Source organism: Rickettsia fournieri, from assembly GCF_900243065.1.
GTDB lineage: Bacteria > Pseudomonadota > Alphaproteobacteria > Rickettsiales > Rickettsiaceae > Rickettsia > Rickettsia rickettsii.
This window is the reverse complement of record NZ_LT978484.1, coordinates 748347-772298: the sequence shown is the minus strand read 5'-3', so window position 1 is coordinate 772298 and position 23952 is coordinate 748347. Positions and strand designations below refer to the sequence as shown.

Here is a 23952-nt window from a genome sequence, read left to right as displayed (position 1 = left end):
TTATACTCTTCTTCTTTTTGGCGGTCTTACTCCATTATGAGCAATTGGCGATACATCTAAAATTGATGTAACCACAAAATTTTGTCCGAATAAAGCTCTCATTGCTGATTCACGCTGAGCCCCCGGTCCTCCAATCCTAATAGAAATAGTTTTTAGACCATATTCTTTTGCTTTTTCCGATGCTCTATCAATTGTTACTTGAGCTGCATAAGGTGTTGCTTTTCTTGCCCCTTTAAACCCATTACCTCCTGCCGATGCAGAAGAAATAGTATTACCTTGGATATCAGTAAATGTTACTATAGTATTATTAAATGATGCTCGGATATGCACAACACCAAGAGTGATAGTTTTTTTCTTTTTCTTAACTTTAACCGTCTGATTCATTATTTATACTCTATACTTAAACTATTATTTTACAGCTTTTTTCTTTCCGGCTATCGCAATAGCTTTACCTTTTCTAGTTCGAGCATTAGAATGCGTATTCTGTCCTCTCACCGGCAACTTACGTATATGTCTAAGTCCTTGATAACATCTTATATCTTTCTTTTTCTTAATATTAAGCGTAACTTCTCGTCTTAAATCACCCTCAACTTTATACTCACTTTCAATAATATTACGTAAGCTTATTAACTCTTGATCTGTCAGTTCTTTCACTTTTTTATCTTTCGATATTTTTGCTTTATTACAAATCTCTGCTGCCATAGTAGGCCCAAGACCGTAAATGTAAGTTAAACTCACAACTAAACGTTTATTATCAGGAATATTAACACTTGCAATTCTTGCCACAAATAATCTCCAAAATTTTACTGGTAACTAAAAAATAATATAAAAATCTTTGATAAAGTCAATTTATTTTTAGTATTTTCTGTATATCAATTTCTATTTCGTGTTCATTTTTACTTCCATTAACTATATAAAAATTACCACTATTTTTATAATAATCTATTAACGGATATGTTTCTGTTTTATATACTTCAATTCTTTTTTTTATTACTTCTTCATTATCGTCTTTTCTATAATCAAATGTACTTGAACCGCAAACATCACATACATTATCAGTTTTAGGCTGCAAGAAGTAACTATTATATATTTTACCGCAATTTTTACAACTATATCTTCCTAAAATTCTTTTAATTAATAATTCATCTGAAACATCAAAATATATTATTTTAATTTTTTCTTTAATAAATGATTCAAAAAATTTCGCTTGCTCTAAATTACGCGGATATCCATCTAATATGTAGCCGTTTTTATATTCAGAGGATAATAAAAAATTTTTGATTACTTGATTCACTATTTCATTAGGGATAAGCTCCCCTTGCTTCACATAATTATTAATTAACTCTGCTTCACTAGTTGATGTTTTAATAATTGTTCTAAATATATCACCGATTGCTATATGTGGTAAATCAATTTTTTTAGCTATCTTTTTTCCTTGTGTGCCCTTTCCCGCTCCTGGAGGACCTAAAAAAATTACTATCACTATTTAAGCTCATTTTGAATTTTTTAATTTTACTTTCTTCATTAAACCTTCATACTTACTACTAAATAAGTAAGTTTGAATCTGAGTCATAGTATCAAGTACCACGTTCACTACAATTAAAAAACTCGTACCTCCTAAAGAAAGAGAGATTACATATTTATTCATTAATAGCTCCGGAATTACACACATTACACTTAAATATATCCCACCTATAACCGTAAGCCTTGTAAGTATATAATCAAAATAATCAGACGTATTTTTTCCTGGTCTTTTACCTGGAATATAAGCACCGTATTTTCTTAAATTATTAGCAGTTTCTTCAGAATTAAATACTATTGCAGTATAAAAAAAACTAAAAAACATAATTAATGCTACATATAATAAAATATATACAGGTTTTCCATGCCCTAAGTAATAAGTAAGCATGCCCATAGTTTCTGAATTACTATTAGAAAAATTAGCAAGCGTAGCAGGAAATAGTAAAATTGAACTAGCAAATATTGGAGGTATTACACCAGAAGTATTTAACTTGAGAGGCATATGGGTTGCTTCGCCTCCATAAATTTTATTTCCTACTTGTCTTTTAGGATACTGCACCAATAATTTTCTTTGGGCTTTTTCAAAAAATATAATTATAGCTATTAATACAACTACTCCAATACAAACAGCTATCGCTATTAAAGGCGATAATGCTCCTTTTCTTGATAATTCAAACACACTAATAATAGCACTAGGTACTCCCGAAATTATACCTATAAATATAATTAAAGACGTACCATTACCTATTCCGCGTTGTGTAATTTGTTCTCCTAACCACATTAATAGCATCGTGCCTACAACTAAAGTAATTACGGTTGTAACTCTAAAGAAAAAACCCGCTAAAATTACTACAGGACCGGTATTTGTTACAATCGACTCTAAACTTATAGCAACTCCATAAGCCTGAAAAGAAGCCAACAGAACCGTTAAATATCTCGATAGCTGATTTACTTTTCTTTTGCCGACTTCCCCTTCTTTTTTTAAATTTTCCAAAGGTTTATATGCAACTGACATTAATTGGATAATAATTGAGGCGGTAATATACGGCATAATTGCTAAAGCAAAAATGGACATTCTACCTAGCGATCCTCCGGATAGCATATTAAACATTCCGAGTATTCCGGATTGATTCTTTGCAGCCACACTACTTAAAGCAATTGAATCTATACCAGGTATAGGTATAAAAGACCCAAATCTACATACTATAAGAATGAGAATAGTAAAAACAATACGACTAACTAAATCATTACCGGATTTTTTAGAAAAATTCTGCCCCATATACTATAATAATTTTCCACCTACTTTTTCGATTAAATCCTTAGCTTTAGAAGAATAAGCATCTAATTTTAATGATAGAGGAGCAGCAAAATCATCACTACAAATAGATAATAATTTCACTAATTTCTTATTATTTTTATTATTCACTACTCTGGCTTCTACCAATTTTTCTTTCGTAATAGTATAATTAGCACTTAAACGCCCATCGGCTAATGCTTCTTCAATATTATAAATATTTATTATATTGTATTTTTTAGTTGAAATACAATTAAACCCTCTTTTAGGTAGTCTTTTGATCATAGGTGTTTGACCACCTTCAAAACCTTTTATTGCAACGCCGGATCTAGATTTTTGACCTTTAATTCCTCTACCGCCGGTTTTTCCTTTACCACTACCAATACCGCGTGCTATTCTTTTCTTATTTTTTTTAGCACCTATATTATTATATAATTCATTTAATTTCATTTAAAAACTCTAATTACATATTTTCTATTTTTAACAAATGCTTTACTTTTTTAACCATCCCTTTGATTGAATTAGTATTTGCAAGAATAACGCTCTTATTAATTTTGTTTAAACCAAGCCCAACTAATATCAATCTTTGATCATACTTACGACCTATAGCACTTTGAACTTGAGTAATTTTTATATTATTGATCTTATTATTCATAACTTCACCTTACTTACGCAACATTATTCATTAACTTGAATGTCAGCAGATTTTACAGATATTTCATTTACTTTTCTATCTCTTCTCATAGCAATAGATTTTGGTGATGCAAGTTTATTTAATGCATCAAATGTTGCAGAAATCATTGCGTAAACATTCGTTGAACCTATTGATTTAGCAACAATATCATGAACGCCTAAAGAGTCAAAAATTGCTCTCATAGATCCTCCGGCTATAACGCCTGTACCTGCTTTAGCTCTTCTTAAAATCACTTTAGCAGCTCCACTTTTACCGACAACGTCATGGTGAATAGTCCTATTTTGATATAACGGCACTTTCATCATTCTCTTTTTAGCGGCTTGTTTTGCCTTGCCTCGAGCTTCATTTACTTCTTTAGCTTTTCCGTGTCCCGCTCCGACTCTGCCGGCTTTATCACCGACCACTACATAAGCAGAAAAAGCAAAGCTTCTACCGCCTTTTACTACTTTTGTAACTCTATTTACATCAACTAAAACTTCACTTAAAGTCTCGTCATTTTTTTTAACTTTAGACATTACTACAACCTTATAACCTAAAATTTTATTTTCTCTCTAGCTGCATCAGCTAGAGCTTTTACAACACCGTGATACTTATATCCGCCTCTATCAAACACTACGTCTTTTATCCCTGCAGAATCAGCTTTTTTTGCTATTTCTTCGCCTACTTTGATAGCATTTTCAATATTACAATGAGATTTTTTTAATTTTTTTATTTTCTCATCTAAAGTTGAAGCAGCAGCAATCGTTATAGACTTAGAATCATCAATAATTTGTGCATATATATGTCTACCTGACTTAAATATTGATAATCTAACTCTATTAGATGTTTTAGATATTTTATGTCTTATTCTACTTCTTCTTTTTTCAAATTTTAGCTTAGCACTACGCATATTTAACTCTTAAATTTAATTTTTCTTACCTTCTTTACGCGGTATAAATTGATTTTCAAATTTAATTCCTTTTCCTTTATAAGGCTCAGGTGGTCTCTGTTTTATAATAATTGAAGCAAATTGTCCTAATTTTTCTTTATCTGTTCCCTCAAGAATAATAATGTTTTGCTTAGGCATCTCTATTTTAATATCTGAAGGTATTTCAATTTTTGTATTATGGCTTTTAGCAAGCATTAAATTTAAATATTTACCTTTTACCATCGCCCTGTAACCGACTCCGTTAATTTCGAGTTTAAGCTTAAAACCTTCTTTAACGCCGGTAACCATATTTGATATTATGCTTCTTGCAGTACCCCACATAGCACGTGCATTTTTATTTGCGGCTAAAGGTTTTACTAAAAGCTTATTTTCTGCCAATGAAATTGCTATATTACCTTTAAAAGTTTTTGATAATTCGCCTTTAGGTCCGGATATTTTTACTTCTAAATCATTTAAATCAATTTTTACACCTTCAGGTATAGTAATTGGCAATTTTCCAACACGTGACATTTTTTTACCTTAAAATACTTTACAAATTACTTCGCCGCCGACATTTTTAATATGAGCTTCTCTATCAGACATAACACCGTAAGGAGTAGAAAGAACATATATACCCATATTATTATAATATCCTTTCAAATCTTTAATAGCAGAATATACTCTTTTTCCAGGCTTTGATACTCTATGAATTTCGCATATAGAAGCATCGCCATTAACAGAGTATTTTAAAGCTACCTCAGTATAACTAATATTATTTTTTTGAGTAGTTATATAATCTTTTATATAACCTTCTTTTTGCAAAACATCTAAAATTGAAGTTTTAATTTTAGAACTAGGGAAAGAAACATTTATCAATTTGCTTTTATAAGCATTTCTAATTCTAGTTAACATATCTGCTACATTATCCGTCATTGACATATGATTTACCTATCGACTTTTTACCAACTTGACTTAACTACACCGGGAACTAAGCCTCTGCCTATTAATTCTCTCAGCTTATTCCTCGATATACCAAACTTTCTTGTAACACCTCTTGGTCTACCTGTAAGCTCACATCTATTTCTTATTCTAGTAGATGATGAATTTCTAGGTAATTGTGCAAGTGACATTACCAAAGCAAAACGCTCTTCTAATGAAATATTTTTATCATAAATTTTACTTTTTAGTGCTAAACGTTTATTATGTAAACTTTGTGATTTTTTTTTCCTACTTTCGTTCTTTTTTATAGAACTTACTTTTGCCATTATATATATCCTAAAAATTAATTATAAAAAGGTAAATTAAACCCTGATAACAAAAATTTACTTTCTTGATCTGTTTTAGCAGATGTAACGATTGTAATATCCATACCTCTTATTGTATCGATTTTATCGTAATTAATTTCAGGAAAAACTATCTGCTCTTTTAATCCAAAAGTAAAATTCCCTTTACCATCAAAACTTTTATAAGAAAAACCGCGAAATTCCTTAACACGGGGTAATGCAACAATTACTAACCTCTCTAAAAAATCATACATTCTATCTTTACGTAATGTAACCTTGCAACCTATTTTCATATTTTCGCGTAACTTAAAAGTTGCAATAGATTTTCTTGCTAACGTTACAACCGGCTTCTGACCGGAAATCAAAGTAAGATCATTTACTGCATTATTAATTACTTTGGAATCGGCTGTTGCTTCCCCTACTCCCATATTTATAACAATTTTCTTAATTTGCGGTATTTCGTGTTTATTTTTATAAGAAAATTTTTTTTGTAAGTTTTCAATAATTTTTTGCTGATATAATTCTTTAAATCTTAACATTATTTACCTTCCTTACCAATAATTTCCCCTGATTTCTTTGCTACTCTAACCTTAGAACCGTCTTCTAAGAATTTAAAAGCTACCTTGGTAGGGTTACCGGTTTTTGGATCGATGTGTGCAATATTTGAGATATGTATAGGTAATTCTTTAGTTATTATCCCGCCTTCACTCATTTGATTAGATTTAGTATGCTTTTTTACTAAATTTACTCCAGAAACAATTACTTTACTGTCCTCCGGGAAAACTTTTAATATTTTACCTTTTTTTCCTTTGTGCTTTCCGGTAATAACAACAACTTCATCACCTTTTTTTACTTTTAATTTAATCATTTATAACACTTCCTCTGCAAGCGACATTATTCTAACATATTTTTTCGCTCTAAGTTCTCTTGTAACAGGACCAAAAACTCTAGTACCGATAGGTTCATCTTGTTTATTCAAAAGCACTAATGCGTTTTTATCAAATTTTATTGTACTACCGTCAGGTCTTACTACTCCAGTCTTTGTACGAACAATCACGCCTTTATAAACATCACCCTTTTTAACCTTACCACCGGGTATAGCGTCTTTAACAGATACAACTATAACATCACCCAGCTTTGCCACCATATGGTGAGAGCCACCTAAAACTTTAATACACATAACTTTTTTAGCACCGGAATTATCTGCAACTTCCAAGATGCTCTGCATTTGAATCATAAACTACTTCCAATTTTTTATACACGAGAAATAAAATAAACAATCTACCTTATAAAGTCAAAGATTAAAAAACTTTATTCCCCATTTACCACTACCCATGTTTTGGTTTTTGAGATAGGCCGACTTTCAATTATACTAACTTTATCTCCTTCTTGATATTTATTTTCTGAATCATGAGCAGCATATTTTTTAGATACTTTCACAAATTTTTTATAAATAGGATGCTTAAACTTTCTTTCTACTTTTACTGTAACCGTCTTATCAGCTTTTGAACTTATAACCACGCCTTGTAACACTCTTTTCGGCATTTTAATATTCCTCACTATTAGCTCTTTTTGTTAATTCAGTTTTAATACGTGCTATAGACTTTTTGACTAACGAAAACCTACTAGTATTTTTTAAATCACCTAAAGCTTGTTGAAATCTTAAATTAAACAATTCTTTTTTTAAAAGATTAAGGTTTTTATAAAGCTCTTCTATTGTTTCAGTAGATAACTTACTTCTTAATAATTTTAAATCATTCATAACGTCTCACTATCCTTGTTCTAACAGGTAATTTTACACTTGCAAGCTCCAAAGCTCTAAGTGCAACATTTTCTTCTACCCCTTCAATTTCAAACATAATTCTTCCAGGCGAAACTCTAACTGCAAAAAATTCAGGAGAACCTTTACCTTTACCCATTCTTACTTCGGCAGGCTTTTTAGAAACTGGAACATCCGGAAAAATGCGAATCCATAATCTTCCTTGCCTTTTCATACATCTAGTAGCAGCTTTTCTTCCTGCTTCTATTTGTCTTGCAGTAACACGCCAACCATCTATAGATTTTAGACCAAATGATCCAAAAGCAAGCATCGTACCTGCTTTTGCTTTTGAAGCAACCCTACCCTTATGAGCTTTTCTAAATTTTTGTTTTTTCGGAGCTAACATTTTAATACTTAAAATTAATTATATCTTTTATTTTCTGTATATTCACCTTTATAAATCCACACTTTAACCCCTATAACTCCATAAGTAGTTATAGCCTCAGCTGTTGAATAATCAATATCAGCTCTTAAAGTATGTAACGGCATTCTTCCTTCTATATACCATTCGGTTCTAGCAATTTCAGCACCTCCAAGTCGTCCTGAACAACTAACCCTGATACCTTGTCCACCTTGTTTAAATGAAGCCTGAATTGCTGTTTTCATGGCTTTTCTAAAAGAAACTCTTTTTTCAAGCTGTAGTGCTATAGTTTGAGCTACTATAGCAGCATCTATATTAAATTTTCTAACTTCGTGAATATTTATATAAACTTCTTTTAAAGAAGTCATTTTCTCGATAGCTTTTTTTAGCTTATCAATTTCACTACCGTTTCTACCGATAATGATATTTGGTTTTTTGGCATTAATATTAATTATAATACTTTTATTAGAAGGGTGTTCAATTAAAACTCTGCTAATTTGAGCTTGATTAAACCCCTTATTTATTAAATCCCTAATTTTTAAATCTTGTATAAAAAGAGTTTTATAATGTTTTTCTGCATATAATACGGAATCCCAACCTTTAATTAAAGTCGGTCCAACTCTAAAACCATGTGCACAAACTTTCTGCCCCATTTTAATTATCCTCTTTTTCTGTAACAGTTATATAAAGATTACTAAAAAACTTATTTATTCTAGTTGCTCTTCCTTTTGCTTTTGGCATAACTCTTTTCATTACTAAAGCCTTACCTACAGTCGCTTTAGTAATAACCAATCTATCTATATCTAGACCTAAATTATTTTCAGCATTTGCAACAGCAGATTGTAAACAATCTTTTACAACTTTTGCAATTCTTTTAGGAGAAAAAGTTAATTGTACCAATGCTTCAGATACTTTCATATTTCTAATAAAGGCTGCAACTAAATTGAGCTTCCTTGAACTTACTCTAATAGATTTAGCTTGTGCCGTAGCAAAATTTTTATTTTCCTGTACCATATAAATCTTTATTTTCTTTTGACTTTTTTATCTGCTCCATGACCGTGAAATGTTCTAGTAGGAGCAAACTCACCTAATTTTCTTCCAACCATTTCTTCATTTACAGAAACCGGAATAAATTTATTTCCATTATGAACAGAAAAGGTAAACCCTACAAAAATAGGTAAAATCGTTGATCTTCTAGACCAAGTTTTAATCATTTCAGATTTACCTGATTCCATTAATTTTTGAACTTTCTTTATTAAATAACCGTCTACAAAAGGCCCTTTCCATATTGAACGTGCCATACTAATACCTAATTAATTTAAAATCTATTTTCTTTTCTTTACGATAAATTTTGAAGTACGTTTATTTTTACGTGTCTTCTTACCCTTTGTTGGGAATCCCCAAGGAGTAACAGGATGGCGACCTCCTGAAGTTTTACCTTCACCACCGCCATGAGGGTGATCTACAGGATTCATTGCTACACCTCTAACATGCGGTCTCCAACCTAGCCATCTATTTCTACCTGCTTTGCCTAAATTAATATTTTTTTGATCCGGGTTAGATATACTACCTATAGTAGCTTTACAATCTAAAGGTACTAACCTAAATTCACCTGATCTTAATTTAATCTGAGCATATCCTGAATCTTTCCCCACTAGATCTACTGAAGTACCTGCAGACCTTGCAATTTGACCGCCCTTACCAACTTTCATTTCAACATTATGTAAAGTAGTACCGATAGGAATGCATTTTAAAGGTAAACAATTTCCTATTTTTATATCAGCATCTTGACTTGATATTACTCTATCACCTACAGATAATTTTTGCGGTGCTAGAATATAAGAATATTCCCCATCTTCATATTTTATTAAAGCAATAAAAGCAGTTCTATTAGGGTCATACTCTATTCTTTCAACAATAGCAGAAATATCGATTTTATTTCTTTTAAAATCAATAATACGATATAATTTTTTGTGTCCTCCACCTCTGTGCCAAGAAGTAATTCTACCTTGATTATTTCGTCCACCGGTTTTAGATATACCTTTGGTCAAAGATTTTAAAGGTCTGCCTTTCCATAAACTAGTTTTATCAACTTGAACTAACTCTCTAAGAGAAGGAGTAATTGGATTAAAGTTTTTTAAAGCCATTTATTTAATTCCTCCGGCAAAATCGATATTATGGTCTTTTTCTAATGTAACAATAGCTTTCTTTCTATTGATTTGAGTCCCTATAATGCCTTTAAATCTTTTCTTCTTACCTTTAACGTTTAAAATATTCACTTTTTTTACTTTTACTTTAAATATTTCTTCTATAGCCTTTTTAAGGGTAAGTTTTTCAGCAAATTTATCTACATAAAAAGCGTATTTATTTTGTTCCGAAAGGGTTGTAGTTTTTTCTGTAATAATAGGTTTTCTAATTAAATCGTAGTATTTATAAGAACTCATCTTAACCTCTCTTCTAAAACGCTCACTGCTTCTTGTGATAATAGGACATATTCATGTCGTATTATATCATAAACATTGGCTCCTATTTGTGGAACAATCACAGTATTATAAATATTTTTTGCAGCTAAAGAAAAATTAATATCTACTTCATTTCCGTCTATTACAAAGAAACTTTTCCCTTGAAATTTGTTTAATATATTTACAAGAGCAGAAGTTTTAGGCTTATCTAACTTTAAAGAATCTATTACTAATAATTTTCCTTCAGCACATTTCTCGGATAAAGCATGAATTAAACCAAGTTTTCGTACTTTTTTAGGTAATTTCGTTGCATGACTACGTACTCTAGGTCCATGAGCTACACCACCACCACGAATCTGTACCGATCTAAGGGAGCCTTGTCTTGCATTACCTGTACCTTTTTGCTTAAAAGGTTTTTTTGTGGTTCCTAATACTTCTGATACTGTTTTAGTTTTGTGGTTACCAGACATTGCCTTAGCTCTCTGCCAATCAATAACCTGCTTTATTATATCATCTCTGATAAATTCAACAGCAAATATATCTTCATTTAAGCTAATCTCACCAACTTCTTCATTAGCAAGACTTAATATTTTAGTTTTCATCTTTATTTAACCTTATACAGTCTTATATAAAACTTTTATATAAATAATATTGCATGGCGTTTTGTTAATTTGATAATCTTTAACCTCAACAAACATGTCTAAATATCTATTATACAGTTATTGAAATCTTTTTTATTGCATCTTTTACTGAAAGATACGAATTTTTGTGACCGGGTATACTACCCTGAATCATAATAAGCTTACGCTCTTTATCAACGGCAAATATTTTCAAATTTTGAATAGTAACTTGGTTACATCCCATATGACCGGCCATTTTTTTTCCTTTGAAAACCTTTCCTGGATCTTGTCTTTGTCCTGTAGAACCATGCGAACGATGGGATATCGAAACACCGTGAGAAGCTTCAAGACCTCTAAAATTATGTCTTTTCATACTACCGGCAAATCCTTTACCTATAGTAGTTGCCGTTATATCCACAAATTGTCCTGCCGTAAAATGGTCTACTTCTAGACTTGCTGCTATATCAATAAAATTCTCTTCAGAAATTCTAAATTCTTTTAATTTAGTTTTAGGAGATATTTTAGCATTAGCAAAAACTTGTCTCATAGGTTTGGTTACTCTAGATATTTTTTTATCTTTTATACCTATAACCAAAGCATTATATCCATGTTTTTCTAGAGTTTTATGTCCTACTACTTGACAATCATCAACTTTTACTAATGTTAAAGAAATTCTTTCGCCTTTATCATTAAAAACACTAGTCATCCCAATTTTTTGAGCAATTATACCGGTTCTCATTTATTCCCCACTCTCTAATTCAATCACTACATCAACACCTGCTGCTAAATCAACTTTACTTAAAGCATCGACAACCGCCGGATTCGGATCACCTATAACTAATAATCTTTTATGCTTTCTAATTTCAAATTGCTCTCTTGACTTCTTATGTACATGAGGAGACCTATTTACGGTAAATCTTCCAATTTTTTTAGGTAAAGGAATAGGACCATTAATGTTAGCAAACGTTCTTTTAACAGCACTAACTATCTCTTTTGTAGCTTGATCAAGACTACGGTGATCAAATGATTTTAAACGAATTTTGATTTTATTTTTCATTCAGTAAACCTAATATTTAAACAGCAAGATGTTTTTTTAGACATCTTTCCAAACTTTACTTCTAGAGGTAATTTGTACGTCGATCCGGCACTCGAATCCTCACGTCCGTTATATACGCTGCAGTTCTGCGTTCCGTACCTCCTTCAAATTCTTCTCTATAAGCCAGTTCGGGAAAATGTCTATTACCTCTTAAAATATAAATACCTATTATTAAAAAATAATAGGTATTTATAAAATCAATTAATTATTTATTTTAGTTACTACGCCGGCACCCACTGTTCTACCACCTTCACGTATAGAGAATTTCAACCCTTCCTGCATCGCAATCGGTTTAATTAATTCCACTGTAAAAGTAGCATTATCTCCAGGCATAACCATCTGCTTATCAGCAGGCAATTTTATTGTACCGGTAACATCTGTTGTTCTAAAATAGAACTGCGGACGATAGTCATTAGTAAATGGGGTATGACGTCCACCTTCTTCTTTACTAAGCACATATACTTCAGCTTCAAACTTATCATGCGGTTTTATGCTACCAGGTTTTGCGAGAACTTGTCCTCTTTCAACTTCTTCTCTTTTTGTACCGCGTAGTAATATACCGACATTATCTCCGGCTTGTCCTTCATCAAGTAATTTTCTGAACATTTCTACACCGGTACAGGTAGTTTTTTGCGTATCTTTTAGACCGACTATTTCAATTTCCTCACCTACCTTAATTATTCCTGACTCTACTCTACCAGTTACAACAGTACCTCGTCCTGAAATAGAGAATACATCTTCTATCGGCATTAAGAAAGGTTTATCCGTAGCTCTTACAGGCTGCGGTATATAGCTATCTACTGCATCCATTAGCTCATTAATAGCTTTTTCACCTTCAGGCTTTCCTTCTAAAGCTTGAAGTGCAGAACCTTTAATAATAGGTATTTCATCACCCGGGAAACCATATTTTGATAATAATTCCCTTACTTCCATCTCTACTAGTTCTAATAGATCAGGATCATCCACCATATCTATTTTATTTAAGAATACTACCATAGCAGGCACACCTACCTGTTTTGCTAGTAATATATGCTCTCTAGTTTGCGGCATAGGACCATCAGCAGCAGAAACTACTAATATTGCACCGTCCATCTGAGCGGCACCGGTTATCATGTTCTTTACATAGTCAGCGTGTCCCGGACAATCTACGTGTGCATAGTGTCTATTTTTAGTCTCATATTCTACGTGTGCAGTGGAAATAGTTATACCTCTTTCTTTTTCTTCAGGAGCAGCATCAATTTGATCATACGCTGTAGCTTGTGCTCCACCTGTCTTAGCAAGTACTATAGTTATTGCTGCCGTTAAGGAAGTTTTACCGTGATCTACGTGACCGATCGTACCTATATTAACGTGCGGTTTAGTTCGTTCAAATTTTGCTTTTGCCATATTATTACTCTCTGCAATTTTTTAGGTTTAATACAAGTTATTTTTTTATAAGTGCATTTTTTTTTTCTAAATTTATTTGTTACCACTATCTCTGGAGCGGGTGATGGGAATCGAACCCACACAGCCAGCTTGGAAGGCTGGAACTCTACCATTGAGCTACACCCGCATTGTGGCACTATTAATAAAATAATTTCAAAGTTATTCTGTTAACAGTGCTATATCAATTTTATTCAGATTTATAAATATACACAATTATGTTTTATTTTTAAATAAAATGATATGCTTCCCTGAACCATTTAAGTGGTGGAGGGAGAAGGATTCGAACCTTCGAACGCTTACGCGGGCAGATTTACAGTCTGCTGCCATTGACCACTCGGCCACCCCTCCTAAAGAACTTTACTGTATTAAATAGACTAATTCACTGTAAAATACAATATATAATTAGTATTAGGACTTAATAAAACTTCTTGCCGAATCATCAAATAAACAAATAGCAGCTTGCACATTTATTTAGTTGTAACTTTCTATAATAAATTGTAGTTTCTGTCAAGAACAAATTACTGACGGTTTTCAATAAGATGCAAAATAAAAAACTTGATTCTAAACATTGTTATTATATGTATGGGAAACATCCTGTATTTTCTGCTCTAAATAATCCAAAACGTCAAATTGACAATATTTTATGCACTAGGGAAATTTTTGATACAAACAAAAAATTAATAGGTACTAGATCTTATGAAATTGTTAATAACGATATTTTATCTAAATTACTGGAAAACCAAACACATCAAGGAATAGCTGCAAAAATTAGACCAATTTTTTCTTACAATTTAGAGGACATAGATATAACAAATCCAAAATGTAAAATTGCGATTCTTGATCAAATAACAGACACACAAAATATTGGAGCAATTATTCGTAGTGCCGCTGCTTTTGATATAAATGCTATAATATTACCTCAAGATAATTCTCCAAATGAAAGCGGTGGCATTGCTAAAGCGGCTTGCGGTACTTTAGAATTAATACCTATAATTAAAGTTACTAACTTACGCTCATGTATGAATTATCTTAAAAAACACGGCTTTTGGATTATAGGTCTAACAGGTTCTGCAAATGACTACTTTACCGATAAATTAATTTCCGACAAAATAGTATTGGTATTTGGCTCAGAAGATAAAGGCATACGAAGATTAGTTGCAGAAACATGTGATTATTTAGCCAAAATCCCTATTTCTCAGAGAGTAGAAAGTCTTAATGTATCAAATGCCGCTTCTATAATTTTTCATTCATTACATAAATAATATTTTTAATAAATCAAATATTGTTTTTTATTTACTTCGATATAAATATTTAGTCTACTAAAATTAAAGTCATAAACTTTTATTATATCAATTAATTTGAGAGAAAAGTCATGAAAAGGGGACCAAATGAACAAATTATCGAGAGTTTTGAAAAACAATTAGACATATTTATAAATGCACTTACAGAAAAAGAGATAACAACAGCTATATTAAACAATTTTTTTGATAAAGTGATCAATAACCTCAAGAATGAAAGATTAATTAATGATACTATATTTGATATATATCAAGGTAAAGCAGTAATTACTAAACCTATATATTCCGATTATATAGCATCTTCCGAACCTAAATATAACAAACATTGGCAAAAATTTTATAGTTTTAATCGTAATCTTATGATAGAAAGCACATTAATATTTATTGCTAAGAATCTAAAAAAAGCTTCTTTAACAGACAAATTATATTATAGCTTTGCTAAATTAGCCCAGCAATTAGACTTAAATGCAGTAAGTGATCATTTTATGAAAAAAATAGATAATTATATAACATTTAACAATTTATGAAAAATTATAGAACCGAAAGTGATTCTTTTGGAGAAATTCAAATAGAAGAAAAATTTTATTGGGGGGCTCAAACTCAAAGATCTTTAGAAAATTTTAAAATAGGCAAGCAAAAAATGCCTGAAATTTTAATTCGTGCTCTTGCTATTTTAAAAAAATGTGCAGCACAGGTTAATCATGAGTTTGGTAATTTAGAAGCTAAAATCGCTATAAGTATAGATAAAGCCACGGATAGAATCTTAGAAGGCGAATTTGAGGATAATTTTCCTTTAGTAGTTTGGCAAACAGGTTCAGGAACGCAAACAAACATGAATATGAACGAGGTTATTGCCTCTATTGCCAACGAAGAATTAACAGGCAAGAAAGGCGGCAAATCTCCGGTACATCCTAACGATCATGTTAATAAAGGACAATCATCCAACGACTCTTTTCCAACCGCTATGCATATAGCAACCGTACTTGCAACTAAACAGCAACTGATACCAGCTTTGAATAATATACTTACCTCTTTGCAGGATAAGTCAAAAGATTGGGACAAAATCATAAAAATAGGACGTACCCACTTGCAGGATGCAACTCCTTTAACTCTTAAACAGGAATTCTCTGGATATATTACACAAATAGAGTATGCTTTAGAACGCATAGAAAATGCACTACAAAAAGTTTATCTACTGGCCCAAGGAGGCACGGCAGTCGGTACAGGTATTAACTCAAAAATAGGCTTTGATATAAAATTTGCCGAGAAAGTGGCAGAGTTTACTAAACAACCCTTTAAGACGGCTCCTAATAAATTTGAAAGTCTAGCTGCTCACGACACACTAGTAGAATTTTCAGGAACTCTTAATACTATAGCAGTTAGCTTAATGAAAATAGCAAATGATATAAGACTGCTCGGCTCCGGTCCAAGATGCGGTCTTGGTGAGCTACATTTACCTGAAAATGAACCTGGTTCTTCTATTATGCCCGGTAAAGTAAACCCTACACAAGTCGAAGCTTTAACAATGGTGTGCAGTCAGGTGATGGGAAATCATGTTACGGTTACTATTGCCGGCTCAAACGGACATCTTGAACTTAACGTATTTAAACCCGTAATAATATACAATATCCTACAATCTATAGAGCTGTTATCCGATAGCGTAAATAGCTTTGTTACTCACTGTGTTAAAGGATTAGAACCCAATATAGCACGCATTAATGATTTACGTGATAAATCTCTAATGCTTGTTACAGCTCTTAATCCGCATATAGGCTATGATAATGCCGCAAAAATTGCTAAAGAAGCACATAAGCACGGGATCACTTTAAAAGAAGCAGCTAAAAAACTCAATCTTCTATCGGAAGCAGAATTTGATAAAATATTAGTACCTGAAAAAATGGTTGGTCAATCTTAGGTTTTATATAAAGATATTAATTTAAACTATTAATATTACTGTATAAAATCTTATAAATAGGATAATATTAAATTAGTCTATTTATTATATTACCTATGTGAAACAAAATTTATCTAATCAAATTAACCTACTCGAAGCAAAAACTCATTTTTCTGATCTAATACAGCGTGTACAAGACGGAGAGCAAATTACCATTTGTAAGCATAATACGCCGATTGCAAAAATTATAACTCAAAAACCTAAAATGGATAATATAGTAGAGCAAATAAGAGAATTCCGCAAAGGCAAAACATTAGCTCCTTATACTATTAAAGAGCTTAGAGATGAAGGTAGAAAATGGTGAATTCTCAACCGTTTATAGCCGATTGCTCCATAACTGTCTCATGGTTCTTTTATGATGAACGTGATAAATATTCAGATTTTACATTAGCTTATTGTTATAAGTTTAGAGTGATAGTACCGCCTCTTTGGAGACTTGAAGTAACTAATGTAATATTAATAGCAGAAAACGTGCTAGAATAAAATCAGTAGAGGTTATTAAAATTATAGATTTTTTAAACTCTCTCCCCCTTAATATATCAAATTTAAATTTTTCCATACATGAAATTAAACTGCAAGAGCCAACAATCTTACTGCATATGATACAACTTATTTATTAACTGACATGCATGAAGGACTTCCTATGTCCACTAACGATAATGGGACTGTTGCGAGATAATTTTTAATAGTAAAATGAGAGGAAAACAGATAAATAAATATTTAGCTCTGTCCAAATATTTTTAAAAAGAAATTCTGTTTAATATTGAGATAAAATTTATTCAATAGTATAGTAATTTAATAGAGATTTGTTTACAGAGTTAGGATTTTTATTAACAAATTTCTCTAAGCTATTAAAGTTGTTAAAACCACTAATCGTTTTAAATTAAAACATATGGCATTCATAAATTCAGAGAATTGATTTTTGGCAATTCCTATATATCTAACCCGTTTATTATCTTTTGAAAATACCCTCTCAAAAGGTGCTCTGATTTTCGTATAATATTTATCAAGGTCAAAATTCTTATCTTTCATATTATTTTTCTTTATTGAGCAAAGATGGAACCCCTTTTTAGCTGCTGCATTCTTGGCAGAGATTGTACAATAACCTTTATCAACATATGTAGCACCGGAGCTTGGCATAACATGCTTAAAACCTTTGCTATCAGTAACATTTGCAGGGGTAACTGCAACCTTATTGATCATTCCTGATTGAATATCGACACTCACATGTTTTTTATAACCATACCAAAATTTATTTGCTCCCTTACAGCCAATTTTAGCTTGTTTATCCTTTACAACCTTAGGCAGAGTCTCATTATTCAATTTATCATATTTTTGTGTTCTTAGTTTATCACGTTCCTCCCAAAGATTAGCTTTTGAGATTAAATGAGAAGCATCTACAAAGGTAAATACTTCACCCATATAGCCTTGTGCTCGTAGTTGATCTCGGAATTTTACAAATATTTTTGATAGTAAATTAGTGCCTATTTTTTTACGTATTTTACTAAATACACTATAATCAGGCGTCTTCTCTGTAAGAGCAAAATCACAAAACCATTTTGCCGCTGTGCTATCAGCTAAATAACGTTCCAATTCCCGATCCGATAAGTCTTCCATAAATTGCAGCAGCAAACATTTAAACAGCCTCACTATACCATAGCCTTTATAGTTAGCTTCGCATTCTACTGCTAATAACTCAGCTTCAACTGCTTTAAAATTGAATAAACTTTTGAATTTACGATATTGATGATCCACACTTATTAACTCATCTAAACTTACCATTATCATTTGATACTCAGACATATGAACATATTTTTTGTTTTTTTTAATTATACCTGCTATCCTCTCATCTCGCAACAGTCCCATAAAGCATTAATCAAAGCATGTCATAATTCAAGCTAATTCACTATAAAAGACAATAATCCATATTTTTCATAAAAAGTTTATGGAAATTTCTAAATCTTTTATTATACTTAAACATTAATTATATAAAATAAAAGAGTATCATGGTTTTAAATATCAAAGCTCCTGAAAATATAGTATTAAAGCCGACCATTACAGTTTTCGGCGTTGGGGGTGCAGGTAGTAATGCAGTAAATAATATGATTAGTGCTAATCTGCAAGGTGCTAATTTTGTAGTAGCTAATACTGATGCACAATCGCTTGAACATTCTTTATGCACTAACAAAATACAACTCGGTGTTTCTACGACTAGAGGTCTTGGGGCAGGAGCTTCTCCTGAGGTTGGAGCACTTGCTGCTCAAGAATCAGAAAGCGAAATTCGTAGTTACCTAGAAAATAGCAATATGGTATTTATTACGGCAGGTATGGGCGGTGGTACAGGTACCGGTTCTGCACCGGTTATTGCACGCATTGCTAAAGAACTAGGCATCCTTACGGTTGGGGTAGTAACTAAACCTTTCCATTTTGAAGGCGGTCATCGTATGAAAACTGCCGATAAAGGACTTATTGAATTACAGCAATTCGTTGATACTCTAATTGTAATACCGAACCAAAATCTATTCCGTATTGCTAATGAACAAACGACGTTTGCCGATGCTTTCAAAATGGCAGATGACGTATTACATGCAGGCGTTAGAGGAGTAACGGATTTAATGATTATGCCGGGACTTATTAATCTTGATTTTGCCGATATTAAAGCAGTAATGAGCGAAATGGGTAAAGCAATGATGGGTACAGGTGAAGCTAGTGGCGAAGATAGAGCTATTAAAGCGGCAGAATCTGCAATTTCAAATCCACTGCTAGATCATAGCTCAATGTGCGGTGCAAGAGGTGTATTAATCAATATTACCGGCGGTTCCGACATGACCTTATTTGAAGTTGACAACGCTGCTAATAGAATTAGAGAAGAAGTAGATAACCTTGATGCTAATATTATTTTCGGTTCAACATTTAATCCGGAATTAAAAGGAATGATCAGAGTATCAGTTGTTGCTACCGGTATTGATGCCGATAAAGTACCGACATATAAACCCGCAATAGCTGAAACTACCAATATAGTTCCTGAGGAAACTTATAATAAAGCTATAGCACAACCTACACAAATAGAAGAAATGCCTGATTTTAACAGCTACAGTACCGAAAATATTGAAATTACCGACTCTCCAATAAATCAAAATTTTATCGGAAATGAAAAAGAGCTAGGGTTACATGCCAATACTTTCAACAAATCTGAAGATGACTCACCCAAACCATCATTTTTAGGAAAAATATGGGGTTCTCTGCGTGCTTCAAATAATCAAACTTTAGAACGCAAAAACGTTGTTGTTAGTACTCTAGATCAAGATAATAAAGAGTCTGATATTCATGACATACCGGCTTTTTTAAGAAAGAAACGGGATTAGATTAGAAAATGAATATAATTTCAGAACAGCATAAAAAAAGAATTATTAGAAATAACTAAAAATTTTCCTGCAGATACTGCATCACTAATAAATTATGTAAATAAAACATTTAAATGCCACATTCATGATTTATCTTTATCGGATCAAAAAGATTTAAAGTTTTTTATAGCAAAAAGCTTTGCAAATCAAATTGATGTTTGTAAAACTAAAGAACATGCTCAAAATTTTTTACAAGAGTTACACGAGCTATGGGAAGATTTATTTGAAGAGATATTGGAAGATAAGCCTGTATATAGTTTAGACATTGACGGAGCAACATACTATGCCACATTAGATTTTACCGAATTGAATCAAAATAATATGCTGAATACAAGATTTAGCGAAACCTCCCTTGATTTTCATTTAATAGAAACGCTACCTAACTTTTCTAGTGACAAACAAAAATATAAGGCTGAACTAACCTTTACAGAATTAAAACAAAATAATTTTGCAAAAATATATTTGGAAAAACAACAATATAACTCTCAAAGTATTCTTATTTCAAATATACAAAATAATCACAATAATTACATATTATTTCCTAAGATTATAAACCTTGAAGAACAAGTTACCATAGATATATTAAATAATTTATTATTATTTAGGTGCTTATAATAAATGTAATTTTTTTGAATCCAATAACGGATCAGAAATATATTTTAGATTACCTAATAATGAAAGGCTTGCCATGAAAGTTTTTAGTTTAAATAATCACTATATTAAAAGAAAATAAATTTGAAAATTCTATATTATTTTTAAGTACAAAAATAAACGAAAATGGTGATGTTGACTATAGTGAAGGCTTTAGTACTGATATAACCAATGGTAAAATAAATTCTTCTTATATAACTCCTCTAAGCGAGATAATGGATTCTAATTAAAAAAATAATCATATGCCAAATAAAATTATACTATTTCTTATATCATATTTTTTAAATACTGATTTATTAGCTGATACCGATAAGCGGTTAAAAGATATTGCACCCTATCCTACACCACTTGAAAATCAAAAGCGTTATGTAATTCATTTACCTACAGAGTCCAATGAAGAAAAGCTAAAAGTAGAATTGCAAGCAACAAAAAATGCAATGCAAGATTGTAATCGTGTTTGGTTTTGTGGTAAGCTGGAAACAAAAACTTTAGAAGGATGGGGATATAATTATTATATAATCGCTCAAGTTAGCGATCACCCTGCTAGTACAATGATGGCATGCCCAAACGTAAAAGCAACCATACAACCGGTTAGTGTATTTTTAGGCGATGAAACATTTTTAAGATATAATAGCAAACTACCTATCGTAGTATATGCTCCAAAAGATGTTGAACTACATTACGTTATTTGGCATCAAAATGATACAATCAATTCTGCAAAGTAAGAATAGGACCATACTATTCTTCAAAAAAATTTAATATACTATATGACATTTATCGCGAGCAGTCGTAGACTACGTGGCAATCCAGAAAAAATAATCAAAAATTCTGTAAATCAGAATTTTTTACTAGATTGCTTCATCGAAACTTGCAGTTTCTTCTTGCAATGACGAAGACTAACCTATACAACAAGGTCTGTAGTCGCTCACAGTTAGCATACTAAATTACTCAAAATCTTCCTCTACAGCTTCAACTTCTTGCACTTCCGGTACAAAATGTTTAAGCATGGACTCAATGCCGTTTTTTAAGGTGATGGTGGAACTAGGACATCCAAGGCATGCACCACGAAGTGCTAATTTAACTACACCGTTTTCAAAGCCTTTATATATTATGTCGCCGCCGTCTTGTGCAACAGATGGACGCACCCTAGTTTCAATAATCTCTACGATTTGCTTCTCTATTTCCGAAAGCCCATCAAGGTTATGATTTACATTATCTGCTTTGGTGTTTTCTTCAAATACAGGAAAGCCTGAAACAAAATGATCCATAATAACCATTAAAATTTCAGGCTTTATAACTTGCCAATTACCTTCAGCTTGTTTAGTTACTGTTATAAAATCACTACCGAAAAACACCGATTTTACATTATTAATATGAAATAATGATGCTGCAAGTTTGCTTCTTCCTTTTACTTCAGCAAGCTCACTAAAAAATACCGGCTGATCACTACTTATTTCCTGCCCTGGGAAAAATGTTATTGCATCCGGATTTGGAGTATCTTCAGTTTGAATAAACATAATTAAAGCACACTAATAAATTTGTTGATTATTATAAATTGATAATACTACTTTTACAATATATTTGTATTTAGGCATTTTTGCATGGCGCTCAAAAGTATGTCATTCCTGCGTCAGCAGGAATCCAATACTACCTATCCACATCATTGCGGCGAGAAGGCATTTTTATGCCGACGAAGCAATCTCATGCAATTGAAGAGAGATTGCCACGTTGCTACGCTCCTCGCAAGGCATTGTTGCAGGGACCGGTAAAGCACTCGGTGTCAAGCCACGGGATGACAGAGGTGAAATTGATCCACACAACAACGCCTCCTCGCAATGACAATTATAAATATTGTGCTAGATTCCCGCTTTTAGCTAGAAATAACATAAGGCGGCAAATATCTAATTAATATATAAGCCGGTATAAAACAAAATCCTGCTACAATAAAGAAATAAGTCCAGCCTAAATAAGTAGCTGCATAGCCTGAAATACTACCAAATAATATGGTACTAATATAAGCAATAGAAGTAATTAAAGCAATTTGGGTTATACAATATTTAGAACTACAGCATCTTAATTGGTAAGAAAAAAACGGCGACATAGTTAAGCCCTTGGTAAATTCTTGAAAAAAGACCGCTATATACAAACTTGTAATATCTCGATTATAAAAATAGAGAAATAAAAAAGATAGGCTAGATAAAGCATGATATATTAATGCTCTTTTAAGCAAATAAGAATATTCATATTTTCGGCACAAAAACCCACCTATAAAACCTCCAAGGATTGTAGCACACATACCGAAAGCTTTATATCCAAGAGCTAAATCTTTCTTCGTATACCCAATATCGAGATAAAACATATTCGGCATAATTGACAGAAAATTATCTTGAAGACGATATAGAAGCATAAAACTAACAATTATTAGCCATTTAGGTTTCTTGACAAAATCATAAAAAGCATGCCAAAATCTATCAAAATCATTAATAATTATCTTATCTTTAAATTTAAGCGGATAGATTATAATTAATAGTAATGACGGTATACATAAAATTGCCATAGCACGATAAACATCTTGCCAGGATATGATAGTAGATAAATATAACGCTCCTGAACCTGCTATAAGTATACCTATTCTAAAGCCTGTAGTACAAGCTGCCTCACTTATGCCCCAATTTTTATTTGTAATCAGTAACATCTGTGATGATTGAAGTAACATATCATAAATGGACGAAAAAAATGCCACAGCTACTAAGCATAAAGCAAATGGTATAAAATGAGTGTTAGGGTTAAAATTTGTTAGAACATATACACAAAAAATACAACTAACCAAAGCAATAATTAAACAATATTTATATCCCCGCTTACTTAAAGGAGCAAAACTTACTTTTTCAAGCAAAGGACCCCATAAAAATTTAAATATATGAATAAAATTCACTAAACTCAAAAGCCCGATAGTGATTTTATCAAAACCGGATTCTCGAAGCCAAAAAGAAAGAGTTGAACCGGTAAGTAAATAAATTAAACCTCCAGGAAAAGAAATTATTAATATAAAGAAAATATTAGATATATATTGAAATCGTGAAAAATTTAAACTTATGAATTTATCCTCCTTTAAAATATACGGTTGTCATTCCTGCGAAGGCATTGCTCGCATGGATATCTA

At 31.8% G+C, this 23952-nt stretch carries 35 protein-coding genes, 2 tRNA genes and 3 pseudogenes; 8 read left to right on the top strand and 32 right to left on the bottom strand.

Going from position 1 to position 23952, the window contains the following annotated elements; genetic code table 11:
• The 29 genes and pseudogenes from rpsK to C4Q30_RS07195 all read right to left on the bottom strand — a co-directional run bounded on the left by rpsK (window position 1) and on the right by C4Q30_RS07195 (window position 13830).
• Complete coding sequence (gene rpsK / locus C4Q30_RS07335; protein WP_103897618.1) at window positions 1–384, bottom strand: 30S ribosomal protein S11; 384 nt, start codon at window positions 382–384, stop codon at window positions 1–3.
• A 24-nt stretch (window positions 385–408) separates the two neighbouring features.
• Window positions 409–786 (bottom strand): 30S ribosomal protein S13, encoded by a 378-nt coding sequence (gene rpsM, locus C4Q30_RS07330; protein ID WP_008580923.1) that lies wholly within the window; start codon window positions 784–786, stop codon window positions 409–411.
• 58 nt (window positions 787–844) lie between these two features.
• Window positions 845–1483, bottom strand: a complete 639-nt coding sequence (locus C4Q30_RS07325) for an adenylate kinase (RefSeq protein WP_014120988.1) — start codon at window positions 1481–1483, stop codon at window positions 845–847.
• A 9-nt stretch (window positions 1484–1492) separates the two neighbouring features.
• Window positions 1493–2800 (bottom strand): preprotein translocase subunit SecY, encoded by a 1308-nt coding sequence (gene secY / locus C4Q30_RS07320; protein ID WP_103897617.1) that lies wholly within the window; start codon window positions 2798–2800, stop codon window positions 1493–1495.
• Window positions 2801–2803: 3 nt separating this feature from the next.
• Window positions 2804–3265, bottom strand: a complete 462-nt coding sequence (gene rplO / locus C4Q30_RS07315) for a 50S ribosomal protein L15 (protein WP_103897616.1) — start codon at window positions 3263–3265, stop codon at window positions 2804–2806.
• Window positions 3266–3278: 13 nt separating this feature from the next.
• Window positions 3279–3470 (bottom strand): 50S ribosomal protein L30, encoded by a 192-nt coding sequence (gene rpmD, locus C4Q30_RS07310; RefSeq protein ID WP_014014624.1) that lies wholly within the window; start codon window positions 3468–3470, stop codon window positions 3279–3281.
• 23 nt (window positions 3471–3493) lie between these two features.
• The gene (gene rpsE, locus C4Q30_RS07305; protein WP_103897615.1) at window positions 3494–4024 is read right to left on the bottom strand and encodes a 30S ribosomal protein S5; all 531 of its coding nucleotides are present in this window, start codon (window positions 4022–4024) and stop codon (window positions 3494–3496) included.
• Window positions 4025–4041: 17 nt separating this feature from the next.
• The gene (gene rplR / locus C4Q30_RS07300) at window positions 4042–4398 is read right to left on the bottom strand and encodes a 50S ribosomal protein L18 (RefSeq protein ID WP_004997824.1); all 357 of its coding nucleotides are present in this window, start codon (window positions 4396–4398) and stop codon (window positions 4042–4044) included.
• Between the two features lie 15 nt (window positions 4399–4413).
• Window positions 4414–4947: a 50S ribosomal protein L6 gene (gene rplF, locus C4Q30_RS07295; RefSeq protein ID WP_103897614.1), complete on the bottom strand. Its 534-nt coding sequence runs from the start codon at window positions 4945–4947 to the stop codon at window positions 4414–4416.
• A 9-nt stretch (window positions 4948–4956) separates the two neighbouring features.
• Complete coding sequence (rpsH, locus tag C4Q30_RS07290; RefSeq protein ID WP_103897613.1) at window positions 4957–5355, bottom strand: 30S ribosomal protein S8; 399 nt, start codon at window positions 5353–5355, stop codon at window positions 4957–4959.
• A 20-nt stretch (window positions 5356–5375) separates the two neighbouring features.
• A complete protein-coding gene (rpsN, locus tag C4Q30_RS07285; RefSeq protein ID WP_014014628.1) occupies window positions 5376–5681 on the bottom strand; it encodes a 30S ribosomal protein S14 in 306 nt (101 codons plus the stop codon).
• A 17-nt stretch (window positions 5682–5698) separates the two neighbouring features.
• Window positions 5699–6238: a 50S ribosomal protein L5 gene (gene rplE / locus C4Q30_RS07280; protein WP_010977582.1), complete on the bottom strand. Its 540-nt coding sequence runs from the start codon at window positions 6236–6238 to the stop codon at window positions 5699–5701.
• Window positions 6238–6567, bottom strand: coding sequence for a 50S ribosomal protein L24 (gene rplX / locus C4Q30_RS07275; RefSeq protein ID WP_014408917.1), 330 nt, complete (start codon window positions 6565–6567; stop codon window positions 6238–6240). Before rplX ends, rplE begins: the two co-directional genes overlap by 1 nt.
• Window positions 6568–6936: a 50S ribosomal protein L14 gene (rplN, locus tag C4Q30_RS07270; protein WP_014014630.1), complete on the bottom strand. Its 369-nt coding sequence runs from the start codon at window positions 6934–6936 to the stop codon at window positions 6568–6570.
• A 74-nt stretch (window positions 6937–7010) separates the two neighbouring features.
• Window positions 7011–7244 carry a 30S ribosomal protein S17 gene (gene rpsQ / locus C4Q30_RS07265; RefSeq protein ID WP_004997812.1) on the bottom strand — a complete coding sequence of 78 codons (234 nt, stop codon included), beginning with the start codon at window positions 7242–7244 and terminating at the stop codon, window positions 7011–7013.
• Window position 7245: 1 nt separating this feature from the next.
• Entirely contained in the window at window positions 7246–7461 is a 216-nt protein-coding gene (gene rpmC / locus C4Q30_RS07260) for a 50S ribosomal protein L29 (RefSeq protein ID WP_004997809.1), read from the bottom strand.
• Window positions 7454–7864, bottom strand: coding sequence for a 50S ribosomal protein L16 (gene rplP / locus C4Q30_RS07255; protein WP_103897612.1), 411 nt, complete (start codon window positions 7862–7864; stop codon window positions 7454–7456). The genes rpmC and rplP overlap by 8 nt, the downstream gene beginning before the upstream one ends.
• A gap of 14 nt (window positions 7865–7878) precedes the next feature.
• On the bottom strand, window positions 7879–8532 hold the full coding sequence (gene rpsC, locus C4Q30_RS07250; RefSeq protein WP_103897611.1) for a 30S ribosomal protein S3: 654 nt from the start codon (window positions 8530–8532) through the stop codon (window positions 7879–7881).
• Between the two features lies 1 nt (window position 8533).
• Complete coding sequence (gene rplV, locus C4Q30_RS07245; RefSeq protein WP_103897610.1) at window positions 8534–8893, bottom strand: 50S ribosomal protein L22; 360 nt, start codon at window positions 8891–8893, stop codon at window positions 8534–8536.
• Between the two features lie 8 nt (window positions 8894–8901).
• Window positions 8902–9180 carry a 30S ribosomal protein S19 gene (rpsS, locus tag C4Q30_RS07240; protein ID WP_008580964.1) on the bottom strand — a complete coding sequence of 93 codons (279 nt, stop codon included), beginning with the start codon at window positions 9178–9180 and terminating at the stop codon, window positions 8902–8904.
• Window positions 9181–9204: 24 nt separating this feature from the next.
• Window positions 9205–10026: a 50S ribosomal protein L2 gene (gene rplB / locus C4Q30_RS07235; RefSeq protein WP_004997791.1), complete on the bottom strand. Its 822-nt coding sequence runs from the start codon at window positions 10024–10026 to the stop codon at window positions 9205–9207.
• The gene (rplW, locus tag C4Q30_RS07230) at window positions 10027–10323 is read right to left on the bottom strand and encodes a 50S ribosomal protein L23 (protein WP_014120997.1); all 297 of its coding nucleotides are present in this window, start codon (window positions 10321–10323) and stop codon (window positions 10027–10029) included.
• The gene (rplD, locus tag C4Q30_RS07225) at window positions 10320–10943 is read right to left on the bottom strand and encodes a 50S ribosomal protein L4 (protein ID WP_103897609.1); all 624 of its coding nucleotides are present in this window, start codon (window positions 10941–10943) and stop codon (window positions 10320–10322) included. Before rplD ends, rplW begins: the two co-directional genes overlap by 4 nt.
• A gap of 109 nt (window positions 10944–11052) precedes the next feature.
• Window positions 11053–11700, bottom strand: a complete 648-nt coding sequence (gene rplC / locus C4Q30_RS07220) for a 50S ribosomal protein L3 (RefSeq protein WP_014014637.1) — start codon at window positions 11698–11700, stop codon at window positions 11053–11055.
• Window positions 11701–12018 carry a 30S ribosomal protein S10 gene (gene rpsJ, locus C4Q30_RS07215; protein ID WP_010977588.1) on the bottom strand — a complete coding sequence of 106 codons (318 nt, stop codon included), beginning with the start codon at window positions 12016–12018 and terminating at the stop codon, window positions 11701–11703. It lies immediately after the preceding gene.
• Window positions 12015–12202, bottom strand: a pseudogene (locus C4Q30_RS10575) (palindromic element RPE1 domain-containing protein); the annotation flags it as partial. The gene rpsJ and the pseudogene C4Q30_RS10575, both read right to left, overlap by 4 nt.
• 56 nt (window positions 12203–12258) lie before the next feature.
• On the bottom strand, window positions 12259–13443 hold the full coding sequence (tuf, locus tag C4Q30_RS07205; RefSeq protein ID WP_004997779.1) for an elongation factor Tu: 1185 nt from the start codon (window positions 13441–13443) through the stop codon (window positions 12259–12261).
• A gap of 92 nt (window positions 13444–13535) precedes the next feature.
• Window positions 13536–13609, bottom strand: a tRNA-Gly gene (locus C4Q30_RS07200).
• 135 nt (window positions 13610–13744) lie between these two features.
• A tRNA-Tyr gene (locus C4Q30_RS07195) sits at window positions 13745–13830 on the bottom strand.
• Between the two features lie 191 nt (window positions 13831–14021).
• Between C4Q30_RS07195 and rlmB the strand changes: the two genes are divergently transcribed.
• The 5 genes and pseudogenes from rlmB to C4Q30_RS07170 all read left to right on the top strand — a co-directional run bounded on the left by rlmB (window position 14022) and on the right by C4Q30_RS07170 (window position 17354).
• Window positions 14022–14744 (top strand): 23S rRNA (guanosine(2251)-2'-O)-methyltransferase RlmB, encoded by a 723-nt coding sequence (rlmB, locus tag C4Q30_RS07190; RefSeq protein WP_014120998.1) that lies wholly within the window; start codon window positions 14022–14024, stop codon window positions 14742–14744.
• A gap of 110 nt (window positions 14745–14854) precedes the next feature.
• Window positions 14855–15307 carry a hypothetical protein gene (locus tag C4Q30_RS07185; RefSeq protein WP_103897608.1) on the top strand — a complete coding sequence of 151 codons (453 nt, stop codon included), beginning with the start codon at window positions 14855–14857 and terminating at the stop codon, window positions 15305–15307.
• Window positions 15304–16695 carry a class II fumarate hydratase gene (gene fumC / locus C4Q30_RS07180; RefSeq protein ID WP_103897607.1) on the top strand — a complete coding sequence of 464 codons (1392 nt, stop codon included), beginning with the start codon at window positions 15304–15306 and terminating at the stop codon, window positions 16693–16695. Before C4Q30_RS07185 ends, fumC begins: the two co-directional genes overlap by 4 nt.
• A 97-nt stretch (window positions 16696–16792) precedes the next feature.
• Window positions 16793–17038 carry a type II toxin-antitoxin system Phd/YefM family antitoxin gene (locus C4Q30_RS07175; RefSeq protein ID WP_103897606.1) on the top strand — a complete coding sequence of 82 codons (246 nt, stop codon included), beginning with the start codon at window positions 16793–16795 and terminating at the stop codon, window positions 17036–17038.
• Window positions 17032–17354, top strand: a pseudogene (locus C4Q30_RS07170) (type II toxin-antitoxin system VapC family toxin). Before C4Q30_RS07175 ends, C4Q30_RS07170 begins: the two are co-directional and overlap by 7 nt.
• Before the next feature lie 223 nt (window positions 17355–17577).
• On the opposite strand, the gene C4Q30_RS07165 reads toward C4Q30_RS07170, so the two are convergent.
• Window positions 17578–18600 (bottom strand): transposase, encoded by a 1023-nt coding sequence (locus C4Q30_RS07165; protein WP_209445172.1) that lies wholly within the window; start codon window positions 18598–18600, stop codon window positions 17578–17580.
• A 140-nt stretch (window positions 18601–18740) separates the two neighbouring features.
• On the opposite strand from C4Q30_RS07165, the gene ftsZ reads away from it, so the two are divergent.
• The 3 genes and pseudogenes from ftsZ to eco all read left to right on the top strand — a co-directional run bounded on the left by ftsZ (window position 18741) and on the right by eco (window position 21514).
• Window positions 18741–20099: a cell division protein FtsZ gene (gene ftsZ, locus C4Q30_RS07160; protein ID WP_103897605.1), complete on the top strand. Its 1359-nt coding sequence runs from the start codon at window positions 18741–18743 to the stop codon at window positions 20097–20099.
• Window positions 20100–20600: 501 nt separating this feature from the next.
• A pseudogene (locus C4Q30_RS10570) lies at window positions 20601–21019 on the top strand (hypothetical protein).
• 12 nt (window positions 21020–21031) lie between these two features.
• Window positions 21032–21514 (top strand): serine protease inhibitor ecotin, encoded by a 483-nt coding sequence (gene eco, locus C4Q30_RS07145; RefSeq protein WP_103897604.1) that lies wholly within the window; start codon window positions 21032–21034, stop codon window positions 21512–21514.
• A gap of 219 nt (window positions 21515–21733) precedes the next feature.
• Here eco and C4Q30_RS07140 read toward each other — a convergent pair whose 3' ends face one another.
• The gene (locus C4Q30_RS07140) at window positions 21734–22306 is read right to left on the bottom strand and encodes a NifU family protein (protein WP_014014647.1); all 573 of its coding nucleotides are present in this window, start codon (window positions 22304–22306) and stop codon (window positions 21734–21736) included.
• 353 nt (window positions 22307–22659) lie between these two features.
• Complete coding sequence (locus C4Q30_RS07135; protein WP_103897603.1) at window positions 22660–23886, bottom strand: MFS transporter; 1227 nt, start codon at window positions 23884–23886, stop codon at window positions 22660–22662.
• Window positions 23887–23952 lie beyond the last annotated feature (66 nt).